The sequence below is a fragment of the Blastococcus sp. SYSU DS0973 genome (assembly GCF_054051055.1).
The window spans coordinates 302,297-317,749 of the sequence record NZ_JBJHAN010000001.1 but is presented as its reverse complement, the minus strand read 5'-3'; the positions used below and the strand labels follow the sequence as shown (position 1 = coordinate 317,749).

Genomic DNA, 15,453 nt, shown 5'->3' with positions numbered 1-15,453 from the left:
CGGCTGAGAGACTGGCCGGGTGACGATCCGCCCCATCCGCGAGCTCGGTGATCCCGTGCTGCGCACCCCCTCCGACCCGGTCCGGGCCTTCGACGGCTGGCTGGCCGCGCTGATCCGCGACCTCGAGGACACCGTCGACCACCCCGGCCGGGCAGGGGTCGCCGCACCGCAGATCGGCGTCGGCGTCCGTGCCTTCTCCTACAACATCGACGGCGTCATCGGGCACATGGTGAACCCGGTGATCGTGGAGCGGTCCGAGGAGCTCCAGGACGGCGACGAGGGCTGCCTGTCCGTGCCGGGCATCTGGGCGCCCACCGTCCGCGCGATGCGCTGCGTCGCCGAGGGCTTCGACGTCCACGGCGAGCCCCTCCGGCTGGAGGGGGAGGGGCTGATGGCCCGCTGCCTGCAGCACGAGGTCGACCACCTCGACGGCAAGGTGTTCCTCGACCGGCTCACCGGCGACGCCCGGAAGTCGGCCCTGCGGGCGCTGCGCGACCGCTGAGCCCGCGGCCGGGCTCCATCCTCCACCGCGGGCTCCGCGTACCCTCGCGGACGTGTCCGACGTCTCCGGCCTGCCGCTGATCGGTGCCGCCGCGCTGCGCGCGCGGTCGGCCGCCCGGGTGCTGCGCACCCTCCCCACCGACACCAAGGACGCCGCGCTGGCCGCGCTGGCCGACGCGCTGGTGGAACGGACCGAGGAGATCCTGACCGCGAACGTCGGCGACGTGGACGCCGCGCGGGCCGACGGCACCCCGGAGGCGATCCTCGACCGGCTGCGCCTGGACGCCGCCCGGGTGGCCGGCGTGGCCGATGCGCTCCGCCAGCTGGTCGCGCTGCCCGACCCGGTGGGTGACGTCGTCCGCGGCTCCCGGTTGCCCAACGGCCTGGAGCTCAAGCAGGTACGCGTGCCCCTCGGCGTCGTCGGCATCGTCTACGAGGCCCGGCCCAACGTCACCGTCGACGCGGCGGGGCTCTGCCTCAAGAGCGGCAACGCGGCGCTGCTGCGCGGCTCCGCGTCGGCCTACCGGACCAACACCGCGCTGATCGCCGTCCTCACCGAGGCCGGAGAGAAGGCCGGGCTGCCCGCGGGGTTCGTCGAGCTGCTGCCGGCCGACCGTGCGTCGGTGGGGGAGCTGCTGAGCGCCCGCGGGCACGTCGACGTGGTGATCCCGCGCGGCGGCGCCTCGCTCATCCAGCGGGTCGTGCGCGAGTCCCGCGTCCCGGTCATCGAGACCGGCGAGGGCAACTGCCACGTCTACGTCGACGCCTCCGCGGACGCAGCCGTAGCCGAGGCGGTCGTGCTCAACTCCAAGACCCACCGGGTGAGCGTCTGCAACTCCGCCGAGACGCTGCTGGTCCACCGCGACGTGCCGTTCCTGCCGCGGCTGCTGGCGGCGCTGGCCGGCGCCGGCGTCACCCTGCACGGGGACCAGGAGACGGTCAGCGCCGCCGCGCGGTCCGGTGTCGAGGCCGTCGTGCCGGCCACGGACGAGGACTGGGCGACCGAATACCTGTCGATGGACATGGCCGTCCGGATCGTCGACGACCTGCCGCAGGCCCTCGAGCACATCGCGCGGTGGAGCACCGGCCACACCGAGGCGATCGTGGCCGACTCGGCGCGCGCCATCGCCGACTTCACCGCCGGGGTCGATGCCGCCGCCGTGCTGGTCAACGCCTCCACCCGGTTCACCGACGGCGGCGAGTTCGGCTTCGGCGCCGAGATCGGCATCTCCACCCAGAAGCTGCACGCCCGGGGCCCGCTCGGTCTGCCGGAGCTGACCTCCACCACCTACGTCGTCACGGGGTCCGGCCACACGCGCTGACCCGTTCCCCTCCGAGGAGCCGCATGTCCCGCCCGCCGTCGCAGACGCCCAATTTCTCGTCGGTCGCGGACGTCAGCAAGCGGCTGTCGACCGCGGGCTACCTGCCCGACGCGCAGATCGCGACGACGGTCTTCCTCGCCGACCGGCTGGGCAAGCCGCTGCTGGTCGAGGGCCCCGCGGGCACCGGCAAGACCGAGCTGGCCAAGGCGCTGTCGGCGGCCACCGGGTCGGAGCTCATCCGGCTGCAGTGCTACGAGGGCCTGGACGAGGCCCGCGCGCTCTACGAGTGGAACTACAAGAAGCAGCTGCTGCGCATCCAGGCCTCGCAGGCCGGCGACGGGGCGGACTGGAACACCGTCCACGACGACATCTTCGGCGAGGAGTTCCTGCTCTCCCGGCCGCTGCTGACCGCCATCCGCCGGACCGAGCCCACCGTGCTGCTCGTCGACGAGACCGACAAGGCCGACGTCGAGGTCGAGGGGCTGCTGCTGGAGGTGCTGAGCGACTTCCAGGTGACCATTCCCGAGCTCGGCACGATCACCGCGACCCGCCGGCCGATCGTCGTGCTCACCTCCAACGCCACCCGCGAGCTGTCCGAAGCCCTGAAGCGGCGCTGCCTGTACCTGGCGCTGGACTACCCGACCGCCGAACGGGAGCGGGAGATCGTGCTCTCGCGCGTGCCCGACCTCGCCCCCGGGCTGGCCGACCAGCTGGTGCGCACGGTACGGGCGCTGCGCGGGCTCGAGCTGAAGAAGTCGCCGTCGATCTCCGAGACCCTCGACTGGGCCCAGACGCTGCTCGAGCTGGGCCTGGACACCCTCGACGAGCCGGCGATGGCCTCGACGCTCGGGGTGGTGCTCAAGCACGCCAGCGACCAGACCCGGGCCGCGGCCGAGCTGCGGCTGAACTGATGGACGCTGCTCCGCAGGGGACCCGGACGCGGTCCGGCGGGCTCGCCGGGCACCTGGACGGCTTCGTCCGGGCGGTCCGCGAGGCCGGCATCCCGGTGGGCATCAGCCAGGCGATCGACGCCGCGGAGATCCTCACCGTCGTCGACCTGCTCGACCGCGAGCAGCTGCGCCACGGCCTGGCGGCCGTGCTGCTCCAGCGGGCGGCCCAGCGCGATGCCTACGACGTCCTGTTCGACCTGTGGTGGCCGCTGGGGGACCGCCCGGCCACCGATCCCGAGGACGGCGACGACCCGGGGGAGCCCGGGCAGTCCACCCTCGACGTCCCCGACGACGCCGCGCTCGCCGAGCTGATGCGCGCCGAGCTGCTCGAGCTCCTGCAGGAAGGCGATCCCGAGGCGCTGCGCCGGTTCGCCCGCGACGCCGTCGACCAGCTGGGGCAGGGGCAGCCGACCCCGTCGGGGCAGTCGTACTTCAGCTACCGGGTCATGCGGGCGCTCTCGCCGGACACGCTCGTGGCACAGCTGCTCGCCGGGCTGCTCGGCGACGCCGGCCGCGGCGGGCTGGCCGAGCAGGTGGCCCGGCAGACCGTCCGCGACCGGCTGGCGGCCTTCCGCGCCGCGGTCGAGGCCGAGGTGCGACGGCGGACGGCGGTGGAGAAGGGCCGCGACCGGATCGCCAAGAACGCGGTGCGCCCGCTGGCCGACCAGGTCGACTTCCTCCGCGCCCAGGCCGCCGACCTGGCCGAGCTGCGCCGGGCGGTCGCACCGCTGGCCCGCCGGCTCGCCGTCCGCCTCTCCGCCCGCCGGCGGCTGGGCCGCCAGGGCCGGCTGGACTTCCGCAAGACCGTGCGGGCCTCGCTCGGCACCGGGGGCGTCCCGGTGGTCACCCACCACCGGCCGCGCAAGGTGCACAAGCCCGAGCTCGTCGTGCTCTGCGACGTGAGCGGCTCGGTGGCCGGCTTCAGCCACTTCACCCTCATGCTCACCCAGGCGCTGCGGGAGCACTTCACGGGCGTGCGGGCCTTCGCGTTCGTCGACTCCACCGACGAGGTCACCCGGTTCTTCCGGCCCGGGGTGGACGTCGCCGACGCCATCGGGCGCATCGGCCGGGAGGCCCAGGTGGTCGGCTTCGACGGGCACAGCGACTACGGCACCGCGTTCGAGGTGTTCGCCGACCGCTGGGCTTCGGCGGTGGGCCCGAAGACGTCCCTGCTCGTGCTCGGCGACGGGCGGACCAACTACCGGCCGCCGGGCATCCCCGTGCTCGCCGGACTGGTCTCCACGGCCCGGTCCGCGCACTGGCTCAACCCGGAGCCGCGGCGGCTGTGGGGGAGCGGCGACTCCGCGGCGGACCGCTACGGGGAGGTCATCGACATGGTCGAGTGCCGCAACGCCGCCCAGTTGGCAGACTTCGTCACGACGCTCTGATCGGAACCGCGGGCACCCGCGATCCGCGGGCCGGACGTGACCGGAGCCGGCCCGGGGGCGTCGGTCACCGCGGTGCCGGCCCGTCGGCACCGTCCGGCCGCGGGCGGCGCGGTCGGCCCGCGACCGGCGGCACGGGGGAGCCGGTGGCAGTGGCCGCACCGCCCGGCCCGACGGCCCGGACGGGTGGTCCGCGGGCCGGGGCCGGTCCTCCCCGGGGCCGGTCCGGCTGCCCTGCGGATACGCTCGGCCGGTGGCGGGACGACGAGTCGGCGTGATGGGTGGGACCTTCGACCCGATCCACCACGGTCACCTGGTCGCCGCCAGCGAGGTCGCGGGGCTGTTCGGGCTCGACGAGGTCGTGTTCGTGCCGACCGGCGAGCCGTGGCAGAAGAGCGACCAGGCGGTCAGCCCGGCCGAGGACCGGTACCTGATGACGGTCATCGCGACGGCGTCGAACCCGCGGTTCTCCGTGAGCCGGGTGGACATCGACCGGGGCGGCCCGACCTACACGTTCGACACCCTGACCGATCTGCAGGCCCAGCGGCCCGGCGCGGAGCTGTTCTTCATCACCGGCGCCGATGCACTGGCCCAGATCATGACCTGGCGCGACGGCGCGCGGTGCTTCGAGCTGGCGCACTTCATCGGCGTGACCCGTCCGGGGTACACGCTTGCCGACTCGCACCTGCCCGAGGGCGGGGTGAGCCTGGTCGAGATCCCGGCGCTGGCCATCAGCTCGAGCGACTGCCGGGCGCGGGTGGGCCGGGGGATGCCGGTCTGGTACCTCGTGCCCGACGGCGTCGTGCAGTACATCGAGAAACGCGGTCTCTACCGGGACGCGCGACGTCCCGCCACGGGGGAGGGCGGCGACGGCCGGCCCACCGGCGACCGCCCGACCTACGACCGCCCATCTCCCGCCAGGACGGGGAACACCTCACCCCGCGACGGCGCTCCTACCGACTCCACGACTTCCCACCTCCAGGAGGTGCCCCGATGACCGCCTCGCCCGAGGCCCGGGAGACCGCTCTGCTGGCCGCCCAGGCGGCTGCGGACAAGCTGGCCGTCGACGTGTCCATCGTCGACGTCAGCGAGCGGCTCGCCATCACCGACGCGTTCGTCCTCGCGTCCGCTCCCAACGAGCGCCAGGTCCAGGCCATCGTCGACGAGGTCGAGGAGCGCCTCCGCGAGCACGGCGTGAAGCCGGTGCGCCGCGAGGGCGTCGCCGAGGCCCGCTGGGTCCTGCTCGACTTCGTCGACGTCGTGGTGCACGTCCAGCACGCCGAGGAGCGGGCCTACTACGCCCTCGAGCGGCTCTGGAAGGACTGCCCGACCATCCCCTTCACCGACGCGGCCGCGCCCGTCCCCGGGGGCTCTCCCCAGGCGGGCGCGCCGTCCGTCGCGGAGACGGCCGGTCAGTGACCCCACCGGCCCTGCCCGAGCTGCCGGTGACCCGACTGGTCGTCTGGCGGCACGGGCGGACCGCGTGGAACGCGGCGGGACGCTTCCAGGGGCAACTGGACCCGCCGCTGGACGACGTCGGGCGCGCCCAGGCCCACCACGCCGCACCGCACCTCGTGGCGTCGGCCGGCCTGGCGGGGCGGTCCACCGCGGTGGTGTCCAGCGACCTCGTGCGCGCCGCCGACACCGCGCGGGAGCTGACCTCCCGGCTGGGGGTGCCGCTGCAGCTGGACCCCCGGCTGCGCGAGCACGGCATGGGCAGCTGGGAGGGCCTCACCCGCGACGAGGTGGCCGACCGCTTCCCCGAGCAGTACGCCGACTGGCTGGCCGGTGGGCCGGTGCGCGGACGCGGCGGCGAGGAGACCGCGGCGGTCGCCGAGCGGGTGCTCGCCGCGCTGCTCGACGTGCCCCCGGTCGAGGTGGCGGTCGTGGTGACCCACGGCGGGACGAGCGGTCGGTTGATCGAGCGGCTGCTGGAGTTGGGCCCCGAGCACCGGCGCGTGTTCGGCCCGCTGGGCAACTGCGCCTGGAGCGAGCTGGCCCACCAGAGCGGCCGGTGGCGGCTGGTGCGGCACAACTCCTCGGCCGGTCCGCTGCCCGAGGGGCTCGCCGTTCCGCCGGCGGAGCGGCTGCGGACCGATCGCCCGGCGGGTGCCTCGACCGACGCCGGCGCCGGGCCGGCGCAGGACGCCGACGCCGTCGGCTGAGGCCGGCCTGCGAGGGGCTCCGGTCCGGACGCGCTCCGCACAGGCCGCTAGCCTCGCCGGGTGCGCGTCGCCGTCCTCACCGATTCGACGGCCTACCTGCCCCGCGAGCTCGCCGCCGAGTACGGCGTCCACGTGGTGCCGCTGTACGTGGTGCTGGCCGGCCGATCCGGGCGCGAGGGCGAGGACATCAGCTCCGAGGACGTGGCGAAGGCGTTGTCGTCGCGGGGGCAGCGGGTCTCCACCTCCCGCCCCACACCGGGCGACTTCGTCGCCGCCTACCGGGGGGCTCTCGAGGCCGGCGCCGACCGGCTGGTGTCGGTGCACCTGTCCGCGGAGCTCTCCGGCACCTGGGACGCCGCCCGGGTCGCCGCGTCGCAGGTGGGCGAGCACATCGTCTCGGTCGTCGACTCCCGCTCCGCGGCGATGGGCACGGGTTTCGCCGTCCTCGAGGCGGCCCGGGCGGCCGCCGGGGGAGCGGACCGCGACGAGGTGGACCGGATCGCCCGGGAGGCCGCGGCGCGCACCCGCACGCTGTTCGTCGTGGACACCCTGGAGCACCTGCGGCGGGGCGGGCGGATCGGCTCGGCGGCCGCCGTGCTGGGCTCGGCGCTGGCGGTCAAGCCGGTGCTGCACGTCGTGGACGGGCGCGTGGTGCCGCTGGAGAAGGTGCGCACCTCGGCGCGTGCGCTGGGCCGGCTGGTGCAGCACGTCGTCGACCACGCCGGGGAGTGCGAGGTCTCCCTCGCCGTGCACCACCTCGCCGCCGCGGACCGGGCGGACCGGCTGGTGACCGAGCTGCGCGAGCGGGTGCCACGCCTGCGGGAGCTGTACGTGAGCGAGCTGGGCGCGGCGATCGGGGCGCACGTCGGCCCGGGGGCGCTCGGTGTCGTGATCTCCGCCGGCCCCGACGCGCCCGAGGAGCCGGCGGCCGTTCCGGAGGGGGACGACGACCGGACGGGCTGAACCACAGCGGGGGTCACGCATCCGCACAGCGTGGGTGAGCGGCGGCGGATCGGTCCGTCCGGCGTCCACACGTCGGGCCGGGATCCACAGCTCGGGCCGGTCGTCGCCGCGAGGAAGAAGGCGTTCCTAGCGTCGCCGGCGTGCGCCTTCCTCTTCGCCGCGACGACGCCGCCGACGTCATCCGCGCCCGTCTGCGGGCCGTCCTGGCCGAGCCTCGCGCGTCCTCGGGCGGGTGGCTGCCCGGGGACGGGGACGAGGACGAGGACGAGCCCGCGCGCTCGTGGCCGGGTGACGACCGGGTCACCGTGCCGGTGGACGCCGGGGAGGGCCCGGAGCGGCCGGGAGGGGTGGGCCGGCACCGGGCACCCGGCACGACGGTGCGGTGGGATCCCGGCCGCCCGGGCACGCGTGCGGTCTGGGTGGCCGCGCTGGCGGGGGTGCTGCTCCTGGTCGGCTGGACGTGGTGGGAGCGGCCCCGGGTCGAGCCCGCGGCGGCCGCGACGGAGGTGCCGGGCACGTCGCCCGGCGAGCCGGCGTCCTCTCCGACGGCACCCGGGCCGACTGCCGAGACGTCCGAGACGGCGTCGGCGGTGGTGGTCTCCGTGGTGGGGCGGGTGGCGCGTCCCGGGCTGGTGACGCTGGCCGCCGGGGCGCGGGTCGCCGACGCGGTCGCCGCGGCCGGGGGGCTGCTGCCCGACGCGGACCCCGCCTCGGTGAACCTGGCCGCCCCGGTGTCCGACGGGCAGCAGATCGCCGTGGAGGTGCCCGGGGCGGTATCGGGCGGCGCACCGGCCGGCGGCGCTCCCGTCGGGGGGTCCGCCGGTGGCCGGATCGACCTGAACACCGCCGGGGTGGCCGAACTCGACGCGCTGCCCGGCATCGGCCCCGTCCTCGCGCAGCGGATCGTCGACCACCGCAGCACCATCGACGGCTTCCGCAGCGTCGAGGAGCTCGAGGACGTCCCGGGCATCGGCCCGGTCATCGCCGCCGAGCTGGCCGAGCTGGTGGGCGTGTGAGCGCACCGCATCCGCCGCCCGACCGGTGGCGGTGGCTGGACCTGCGGCTGTGGCCGCTCGCCGCGGCGATCTGGGCGGTGGGCCTGGCCGCCCCGTTCCTCGCACCTCCGGTCCTCCTCGCCCTGGCGGTCACCGCCCTGGGCTCGGCGGCGGTGCTCGCGCGTGCCCGGAGCGCCAGAGCCGCCGTCGTGCTGGTCGTCCTCGCCGGGGTCGCGGCCTCCTCCGTCGTCGCGGCGGCGCGGGGAGCCGTCCGTGACGCCTCGCCGCTGCGGGCCGCGGCCACGACCGGAGGAGCGGCCGAGGTGACGTTGACCGTGCGCAGCGACCCACGGGCACTGGCCGGTCCGGGCGCCCCGCGGGTTGTCCTCGACGCCGACGTCATCGCGTTCGCCGACGACGCCGGGCTCCACCGGCTGGACGACGCCGTCCTCGTCTTCGCGCCGGCCGAGGGCTGGACCGGGCTGCTCCCCGGCCAGGAGGTCAGGGTGCGGGCCGGCCTCGCGCTGCCGAAGGCCGGCCGGCATCTGGTCGCGGTGCTGTCGGCGCGCGGCCCACCGGATCGCCTCGCGTCCGCCGGAGCGGGCCAGCGCGCGGCCGGCGCGCTGCGCGACTCGCTCGTCGCCGCCTCGACCCGGCTGCTCGGCGAGCGCGCCGGTGGGTTGCTGCCGGGCCTGGTGGTCGGCGACACCCGCGCCATGGACCCGTTCCTGGAGGAGGAGTTCCGGCGTGCCGGGCTGGCCCACCTGACCGCCGTCTCCGGAGCCAACGTGGCGATCGTGCTCGCCGGCGTCCTCCGGCCGTTGCGGCGCCGCGCCGTCGACCGGCGGGTGCAGGCCCTCATCGCCTTGCTCGCGCTGGTCGCCTTCGTGGTGCTGGCCCGGCCGAGCGCCAGCGTGCTGCGGGCCGCCGCGATGGGCGCGATCACGCTCGTCGCGCTCGCCTCCGGACGGCCACGGGCGGCGCTGCCGGCCCTCGGGGCAGCGGTGACGGTGCTCCTCCTGGTCGAGCCCCGGCTGGCGCGCGATCCCGGGTTCGCGCTGTCGGTGGTCGCGACCGCGGCGATCGTGCTGCTGGCACCGGGATGGGCGCGACGCCTGCGCGGGCACGGCTGGCCGGCACTGGTGGCCGATGCCGTCGCCGTGAGCGTGGCCGCCGGCCTCGCCACGGCTCCGCTCCTCGCCGGCCTGACCGGGACGGTGAGCCTGGTGTCCGTGCCGGCCAACCTGCTGGCCGCCCCCGCCGTGGCGCCGGCCACCGTCCTCGGGCTGCTGGCGGCGCCCGCGGTCCTGGCGGCGCCTTGGCTCGGTGACCTCCTCGTCGGCCTCGCCGGGTGGCCGGTGCGCTGGATCGTCGGAGTCGCCGAGCGCGCGGCGGGGGCACCCGACGCGGTCGCCGGGTGGCCGGCCGGGACGCTCGGGGCCGCGCTGCTCACCGGCCTCCTGCTGGGCGCTCTCTGGGCGCTGTGGCGGTTTCCCCGGCTGCGCCCGCTGGGGCTGGCCGCGCTGGTCGGGCTGGTGGTCGTGGGGTGGCCGGTGCGCCAGCAGCTGGACGGCTGGCCGCCGGCCGGAGCGGTGCTCGTCGCCTGCGACGTGGGGCAGGGCGACGGGCTGGTGCTGCCCGTGGGGAAGGGGCGGGGGATCCTCCTCGACGCCGGCCCGGACGTCGCCCTCATCGACCGGTGCCTCGACCGGCTGGACATCGACCACCTTCCCCTCGTGCTGCTCTCGCACCTGGACGCCGACCACGTCGGCGGCCTGGCCGGCGCCCTGGGGGGTCGCACCGTGGGGGTGGTGGCCACCGGCACCCTGTCGCCGGCCGACGACCGCGCACCGGTGGTCGACGCGCTGCTCCGCCGTGCCGGCGGGGAGCGGACGGTGCTGGTGCCGGGGGACCGGCGCTCCGTGGCCGGCGTCGACCTGGAGGTGCTCGCTCCGGACCCCCGGCGCGCGACCGCCGCGGCCGACCCCAACGGGCTGTCACTGGTCGTCCGCGCCACGGTGCGGGGCCTGAGGCTGCTGCTCACCGGCGACATCGGCGCCGACGAGGAGGCCGCGCTGCTGCGCGCGGGCGTCGACCTGCGCGCCGACGTGCTCAAGGTGCCGCACCACGGCAGCGGGGACGCCGACGCCGTCTTCCTGGCCGCCACGGGAGCGCGGACGGCTCTGATCTCGGTGGCCGCGGACAACACCTACGGGCATCCGGCGCCCCGGCTGCTCGGCTGGCTGGCCGAGGCCGGCATGCGGGCGTACCGCACCGACCGGGACGGCGACCTGGCGGTCGTGGGCCGGGCGGGGGACTGGGGCGTCGCGGCGCGGGGGAAGCAGGCCGACGTCTCCGCCGGCGCGGCCGACGCACCCGCCGCGGCGGTGCCCGCGGGGCCCCGGACGGTCACCCGGAACGGTCGGCGGCGCGTGGCACCATGCAGCAGTGCCTGCCGCTGCCGTCGAGCCCACGTCTCGCCTGCGCGTGGTGATCGGCGAGGAGGAGCTGCTCCGGTCCCGGGCCGTCGGCGCGGTGCGCACCGCCGTCCTCGGCCGCCACCCCGACGCGGAGGTCCACGAGCTCGCCGCCCTGGGGCTGCCTCTGGGGCAGCTGGCCGACGTGCTGGCGCCGTCGCTGTTCGGTGAGCACCGGCTGGTGGTGGTCACCGGGGTGCAGGAGTCGGCCGGCGCGCTGGCGGACGCGCTCACCGCCTACGCCAAGGACCCGGACCCCGACCTCACGCTGGTGATCGTCCACTCCGGGGGGAAGCGCAACGAGGCGCTGGTCAAGTCGTTCAAGGCCGCGGGCGCGGCCGTCGACGAGTGCCCGAAGGTCAGCTCCGTCGGTGACCGCATCGCCTTCGTGCGCAACGAGGTGCGCCGGCTCGGCGGCCGCATCGCCCCCGAGGCGGTCACCGCGCTGGTCGACGCCATCGGCGCCGACCTGCGGTCCCTGTCGGCCGCCGCCAGCCAGCTCGTCTCCGACTTCGGAGGCAGCATCGACGCCGACGACGTCGCCCGCTTCCACCGCGGGCAGGCGGAGGTCACCGGCTTCACCGTCGCGGAGCGGGTGCTCACCGGCGACCGGGCCGGCTCGATCGAGATGCTGCGCTGGGCGCTGGAGCGCGGGGTCGCCCACGTGCTGATCGCCGACGCGATCGCCGACGGCGTCCGCACCGCCGCACGGGTGGCCTCGCTGAGCTCGACCAACCCGGGTGACCTCGCCCGCACGCTGAAGATGCCGCCGTGGAAGGTGAAGAAGGCGCAGGCCCAGGCGCGGGGCTGGAGCATCGAGGGCCTGCAGCTGGCGCTCGGCGTGGCCGCCGACCTCAACGCCGACGTCAAGGGGGTCGCGGCGAGCGCGGACTACGCGCTGGAGCGGGCCATCCGGCGGATCGTCACGATCCGCACCGAGACGGGCCGCGGCCGGGTGCGCCCCGGCCGCTGACCCGGTGGTTCAGCGAGGCGTCAGCCGGGTTTGCGGGTCCCGGCACCAGGCTTCCACGGCCGGCCACCGGCCGTATCCGGCCTCGGGGTCGAGGTGGCCCGCCCCGGGCAGCAGATCGGCGTCGACGCCCAGCGCGCGGTAGATCGGAACGGCGCCGCCGTCGGGCCAGTAGGGGTCGTCATCTGCGGCGACCAGCCGCACGGTCCTGGCCGAGCGGGCCAGGACGGCGGCGTCGGGGGACAGAGCGGCGAACTCCGCCACCTCCGGATGGCCCACCAGCACCTCCGGCGCGGGCGGGGCGACGAGCAGCACCCGGTCGACGGGCTCCTCCGGCGTCAGCAGGGACGATGCGTGCTGCCACAGCGGCACGGCGAGGGAGTGGGCCACGACGACGCGCTCCCCGGAGCCCAGCTGGGCCAGCTCGGCGCGCAGCAGCTCCGTCCAGGTGGAGAGCACCGGCCGGTCGGGCTCCGGGAACTGCGGGTACAGCACGTGTTCGCCCGCGGCACGCAGCGACTCGACCAGCTGCCACTGCCAGTGGCGCCGGGGCCGGCGGTTCTGCCAGCCGTGCAGGACCAGGAAGCCGCGCGCGGTCACGAGGGCTCCTCCAGCGGACGGCGTCAGGACATGCGACGAGCCCCCGTCCCGGTGGGGACAGGGGCTCGTTCGTCGACCGCGCCGGAGCGCGGCGTCACCGGCTCAGAGGCCGGCGACCTGCTTGGCCAGACCCGACTTGCGGTTGGCGGCCTGGTTCTTGTGGATGACGCCCTTGCTGGCGGCCTTGTCCAGCTGCTTGGCAGCGGCCTGGTAGGCGGCGCTCGCGGCAGCGGCGTCCCCGGCCTCGGCGGCGCTGCGGACGCGCCGGACGGCGGTCTTCAGGGCGGACTTGACCGCGACGTTGCGCTGGCGCGCCTTCTCGTTGGTCTTGATCCGCTTCAACTGGGACTTGATGTTCGCCACGCGTGAGCCTCGGTGTCTCGACAGGAGGGAGTACTTCTGACAGTGCGTCCGGGCATGCGCCACAGGACCGGCCTGCAAAGATACCAGCGTCCCGGCGCCGCACCCAACCGGCCGTCGGGGGACGCCGCCCACACCTCGGACGCACCCGGCGACGCGCCCGTCTTCGGCCCGGAGCCCGGACGTGGGACGATGGCGGCACTGTGACGACTCCCTCTGCCACCGATCCGGCCCGCATCCGGAACTTCTGCATCATCGCCCACATCGACCACGGCAAGTCGACGCTGGCCGACCGGATGCTGGAAGTCACCGGAATCGTCGAGGGCCGGAACATGCGCGCCCAGTACCTCGACCGCATGGACATCGAGCGCGAGCGCGGCATCACCATCAAGGCACAGAACGTCCGCCTGCCGTGGACGCCGCGGACCGGCGAGGACACCAGCACCGAGTACGTGCTCCACATGATCGACACCCCCGGCCACGTCGACTTCACCTACGAGGTGTCCCGGTCCCTGGCCGCCTGCGAGGGGGCCGTGCTGCTGGTCGACGCCGCTCAGGGGATCGAGGCCCAGACGCTGGCGAACCTGTACCTGGCGCTGGAGAACGACCTCACGATCATCCCCGTCCTCAACAAGATCGACCTGCCGGCCGCCCAGCCGGAGAAGTACGCCGCGGAGATCGCGCACATCATCGGCTGCGACCCCGACGAGGTCCTGCGGGTCAGCGGCAAGACCGGCGAGGGGGTGCCCGAGCTGCTCGACCGGATCGTCAGCGACATCCCCGCTCCGACCGGTGCCGCCGAAGGGCCGGCCCGGGCGATGATCTTCGACTCGGTCTACGACATCTACCGCGGCGTCATCACCTACGTGCGCGTGATCGACGGCCGCATCTCAGCCCGCGAGAAGATCAAGATGATGTCCACCGGCGCCACGCACGAGCTGCTGGAGATCGGCGTCATCTCGCCCGAGCCCAAGCCGGTCGACTCCCTCGGTGTCGGCGAGGTCGGTTACTTCATCACCGGCGTGAAGGACGTCCGCCAGTCCCGCGTCGGCGACACCGTCACGCTGTCGAGCAAGCCCGCGACCGAATCCATCGGCGGGTACCGCGACCCGCGCCCGATGGTCTACTCCGGCCTCTACCCGATCGACGGCAGCGAGTACCCGCTGCTGCGAGAGGCGCTGGACAAGCTGCTGCTCAACGACGCCGCGCTGGTCTACGAGCCCGAGACCTCGGCGGCGCTGGGCTTCGGCTTCCGCGTCGGCTTCCTGGGGCTGCTGCACCTGGAGATCGTCCGCGAGCGGCTGGAGCGCGAGGCCGGCATCAGCCTGATCTCGACGGCGCCCAACGTCGTCTACCGGGTGATCATGGAGGACGGCACCGAGCACACGGTGACCAACCCCAGCGACTGGCCCGAGGGCAAGATCGACCGCGTCTACGAGCCGATCGTCAACGCCACGATCATCGCGCCCAGCGACTACACCGGCGCGATCATGGAGCTCTGCCAGGGCCGCCGCGGCCATCTCGGCGGGATGGACTACCTCAGCGAGTCCCGGGTCGAGCTGCGCTACACGCTGCCGCTCGGCGAGATCATCTTCGACTTCTTCGACGCCCTCAAGTCGCGCACCCGCGGCTATGCCTCCCTGGACTACCAGGAGGCCGGCGAGCAGGAGTCGGCACTGGTCAAGGTGGACATCCTGCTGCAGGGCGAGGCCGTCGACGCGTTCAGCGCGATCGTGCACAAGGACAAGGCCTACAGCTACGGCGTGATGATGGCCGGCAAGCTGCGCGAGCTCATCCCGCGGCAGCAGTTCGAGGTGCCGATCCAGGCGGCCGTCGGTTCCCGGGTCATCGCCCGCGAGACGGTCCGCGCCATCCGCAAGGACGTCCTGGCCAAGTGCTACGGCGGTGACATCACCCGCAAGCGGAAGCTGCTGGAGAAGCAGAAGGAGGGCAAGAAGCGGATGAAGATGGTCGGCCGCGTCGAGGTCCCTCAGGAGGCGTTCGTCGCCGCCCTCTCCACCAACGAGTCCACCGCGTCGGCCAAGCCGAAGTGACCGGGCGGGTCGACGCCGTCTGCGTGTCCGGCGCGGACCTCCTGCCACTGCCCGACCGGAGGCCGAGCCGCAGCGGCATCGACAAGCGGCCGGTGACCGGCCGGGTCGCCGTCGGCCCGCTGGGGCTGGACGGCGACGTGCAGGTCAACGGCAGGTACCACGGGGGCGACGGGCAGCAGGTCTACGCCTACGCCCAGGAGGACGCCGACTTCTGGATCGCCGAGCTGGGGCGCGAGCTGCCGCCCGGCCGGTTCGGCGAGAACCTGCGGACGACGGGGCTCGACCTCACCGGTGCGGTCATCGGCGAGCGGTGGCGGGTCGGGACGGCGCTGCTCGAGGTGACCGCCCCGCGCATCCCGTGCGCCAACTTCGCCCGGTTCTGGGGCGAGCCGCAGCTGGTCAAGCGGTTCACCGCGCACGGCGCCCCAGGCGCCTACCTGCGGGTGCTCGGGACCGGTGGGATCGGCGCCGGCGACGCCGTCGAGGTGGTCGAGCGCCCCGACCACGGCGTGACGATCGGCCTGACCTTCCGCGCCTGGACCACGCAGAAGCACCGCCTGCCCGAGACGGCGGCCGCGCTGGACGCCCTGCCCGAGCGCAACCGCGCCAAGGTCGCCGCGAAGATCGCCGCGCGCAGCGCTCCCGCGCGCTGACGGCGGCCGGCCCACCCGGATCGGCCGGGCGGTGTCCCCGGCCGACCGCGCGGCCCAC

The 15,453-nt window shown here is 75.1% G+C and carries 15 protein-coding genes; 13 read left to right on the top strand and 2 right to left on the bottom strand.

Translation table 11 applies throughout. The annotated features are described in order from the left end of the window. Positions 1-19: 19 nt before the first annotated feature. The 11 genes from ACI791_RS01590 (at position 20) to holA (ending at position 11,731) form a co-directional block, all read left to right on the top strand. On the top strand, positions 20-502 hold the full coding sequence (locus ACI791_RS01590; protein WP_456584433.1) for a peptide deformylase: 483 nt from the start codon (positions 20-22) through the stop codon (positions 500-502). Positions 503-554: 52 nt separating this feature from the next. Continuing rightward, positions 555-1,823 (top strand): glutamate-5-semialdehyde dehydrogenase, encoded by a 1,269-nt coding sequence (locus ACI791_RS01585; protein ID WP_456584432.1) that lies wholly within the window; start codon positions 555-557, stop codon positions 1,821-1,823. Positions 1,824-1,846: 23 nt separating this feature from the next. Continuing rightward, on the top strand, positions 1,847-2,734 hold the full coding sequence (locus tag ACI791_RS01580; protein WP_456584431.1) for an AAA family ATPase: 888 nt from the start codon (positions 1,847-1,849) through the stop codon (positions 2,732-2,734). After that, on the top strand, positions 2,734-4,161 hold the full coding sequence (locus ACI791_RS01575) for a vWA domain-containing protein (protein ID WP_456584430.1): 1,428 nt from the start codon (positions 2,734-2,736) through the stop codon (positions 4,159-4,161). The genes ACI791_RS01580 and ACI791_RS01575 overlap by 1 nt, the downstream gene beginning before the upstream one ends. A 250-nt stretch (positions 4,162-4,411) precedes the next feature. Beyond that, positions 4,412-5,155 carry a nicotinate-nucleotide adenylyltransferase gene (gene nadD, locus ACI791_RS01570; RefSeq protein WP_456584429.1) on the top strand — a complete coding sequence of 248 codons (744 nt, stop codon included), beginning with the start codon at positions 4,412-4,414 and terminating at the stop codon, positions 5,153-5,155. Further along, complete coding sequence (rsfS, locus tag ACI791_RS01565; protein WP_456584428.1) at positions 5,152-5,577, top strand: ribosome silencing factor; 426 nt, start codon at positions 5,152-5,154, stop codon at positions 5,575-5,577. The genes nadD and rsfS overlap by 4 nt, the downstream gene beginning before the upstream one ends. Continuing rightward, positions 5,574-6,323 (top strand): histidine phosphatase family protein, encoded by a 750-nt coding sequence (locus ACI791_RS01560; RefSeq protein ID WP_456584427.1) that lies wholly within the window; start codon positions 5,574-5,576, stop codon positions 6,321-6,323. The genes rsfS and ACI791_RS01560 overlap by 4 nt, the downstream gene beginning before the upstream one ends. A 60-nt stretch (positions 6,324-6,383) precedes the next feature. Further along, the gene (locus tag ACI791_RS01555; protein ID WP_456584426.1) at positions 6,384-7,286 is read left to right on the top strand and encodes a DegV family protein; all 903 of its coding nucleotides are present in this window, start codon (positions 6,384-6,386) and stop codon (positions 7,284-7,286) included. A gap of 140 nt (positions 7,287-7,426) precedes the next feature. After that, complete coding sequence (locus ACI791_RS01550; protein ID WP_456584425.1) at positions 7,427-8,302, top strand: ComEA family DNA-binding protein; 876 nt, start codon at positions 7,427-7,429, stop codon at positions 8,300-8,302. Next, positions 8,299-10,929: a ComEC/Rec2 family competence protein gene (locus tag ACI791_RS01545; RefSeq protein ID WP_456584424.1), complete on the top strand. Its 2,631-nt coding sequence runs from the start codon at positions 8,299-8,301 to the stop codon at positions 10,927-10,929. The genes ACI791_RS01550 and ACI791_RS01545 overlap by 4 nt, the downstream gene beginning before the upstream one ends. Then, positions 10,817-11,731, top strand: a complete 915-nt coding sequence (gene holA, locus ACI791_RS01540; protein ID WP_347060005.1) for a DNA polymerase III subunit delta — start codon at positions 10,817-10,819, stop codon at positions 11,729-11,731. The genes ACI791_RS01545 and holA overlap by 113 nt, the downstream gene beginning before the upstream one ends. 9 nt (positions 11,732-11,740) lie before the next feature. On the opposite strand, the gene ACI791_RS01535 is transcribed toward holA, so the two are convergent. Next, positions 11,741-12,328: an RBBP9/YdeN family alpha/beta hydrolase gene (locus tag ACI791_RS01535; RefSeq protein ID WP_456584423.1), complete on the bottom strand. Its 588-nt coding sequence runs from the start codon at positions 12,326-12,328 to the stop codon at positions 11,741-11,743. A 102-nt stretch (positions 12,329-12,430) separates the two neighbouring features. Beyond that, a complete protein-coding gene (rpsT, locus tag ACI791_RS01530) occupies positions 12,431-12,691 on the bottom strand; it encodes a 30S ribosomal protein S20 (protein WP_347060007.1) in 261 nt (86 codons plus the stop codon). A 200-nt stretch (positions 12,692-12,891) separates the two neighbouring features. Here rpsT and lepA point away from each other — a divergent pair, with 200 nt between their 5' ends. Beyond that, positions 12,892-14,742: a translation elongation factor 4 gene (gene lepA, locus ACI791_RS01525; RefSeq protein ID WP_456584422.1), complete on the top strand. Its 1,851-nt coding sequence runs from the start codon at positions 12,892-12,894 to the stop codon at positions 14,740-14,742. A 23-nt stretch (positions 14,743-14,765) separates the two neighbouring features. After that, complete coding sequence (locus ACI791_RS01520) at positions 14,766-15,395, top strand: MOSC domain-containing protein (protein ID WP_456584421.1); 630 nt, start codon at positions 14,766-14,768, stop codon at positions 15,393-15,395. Positions 15,396-15,453 lie beyond the last annotated feature (58 nt).

Coding starts and splice junctions, on each gene's coding strand:
- ACI791_RS01580 (WP_456584431.1), top strand. CDS start 1,847: ATGTCCCGCCCGCCGTCGCAGACGCCCAATTTCTCGTCGGTCGCGGAC.
- ACI791_RS01575 (WP_456584430.1), top strand. CDS start 2,734: ATGGACGCTGCTCCGCAGGGGACCCGGACGCGGTCCGGCGGGCTCGCC.
- rsfS (WP_456584428.1), top strand. CDS start 5,152: ATGACCGCCTCGCCCGAGGCCCGGGAGACCGCTCTGCTGGCCGCCCAG.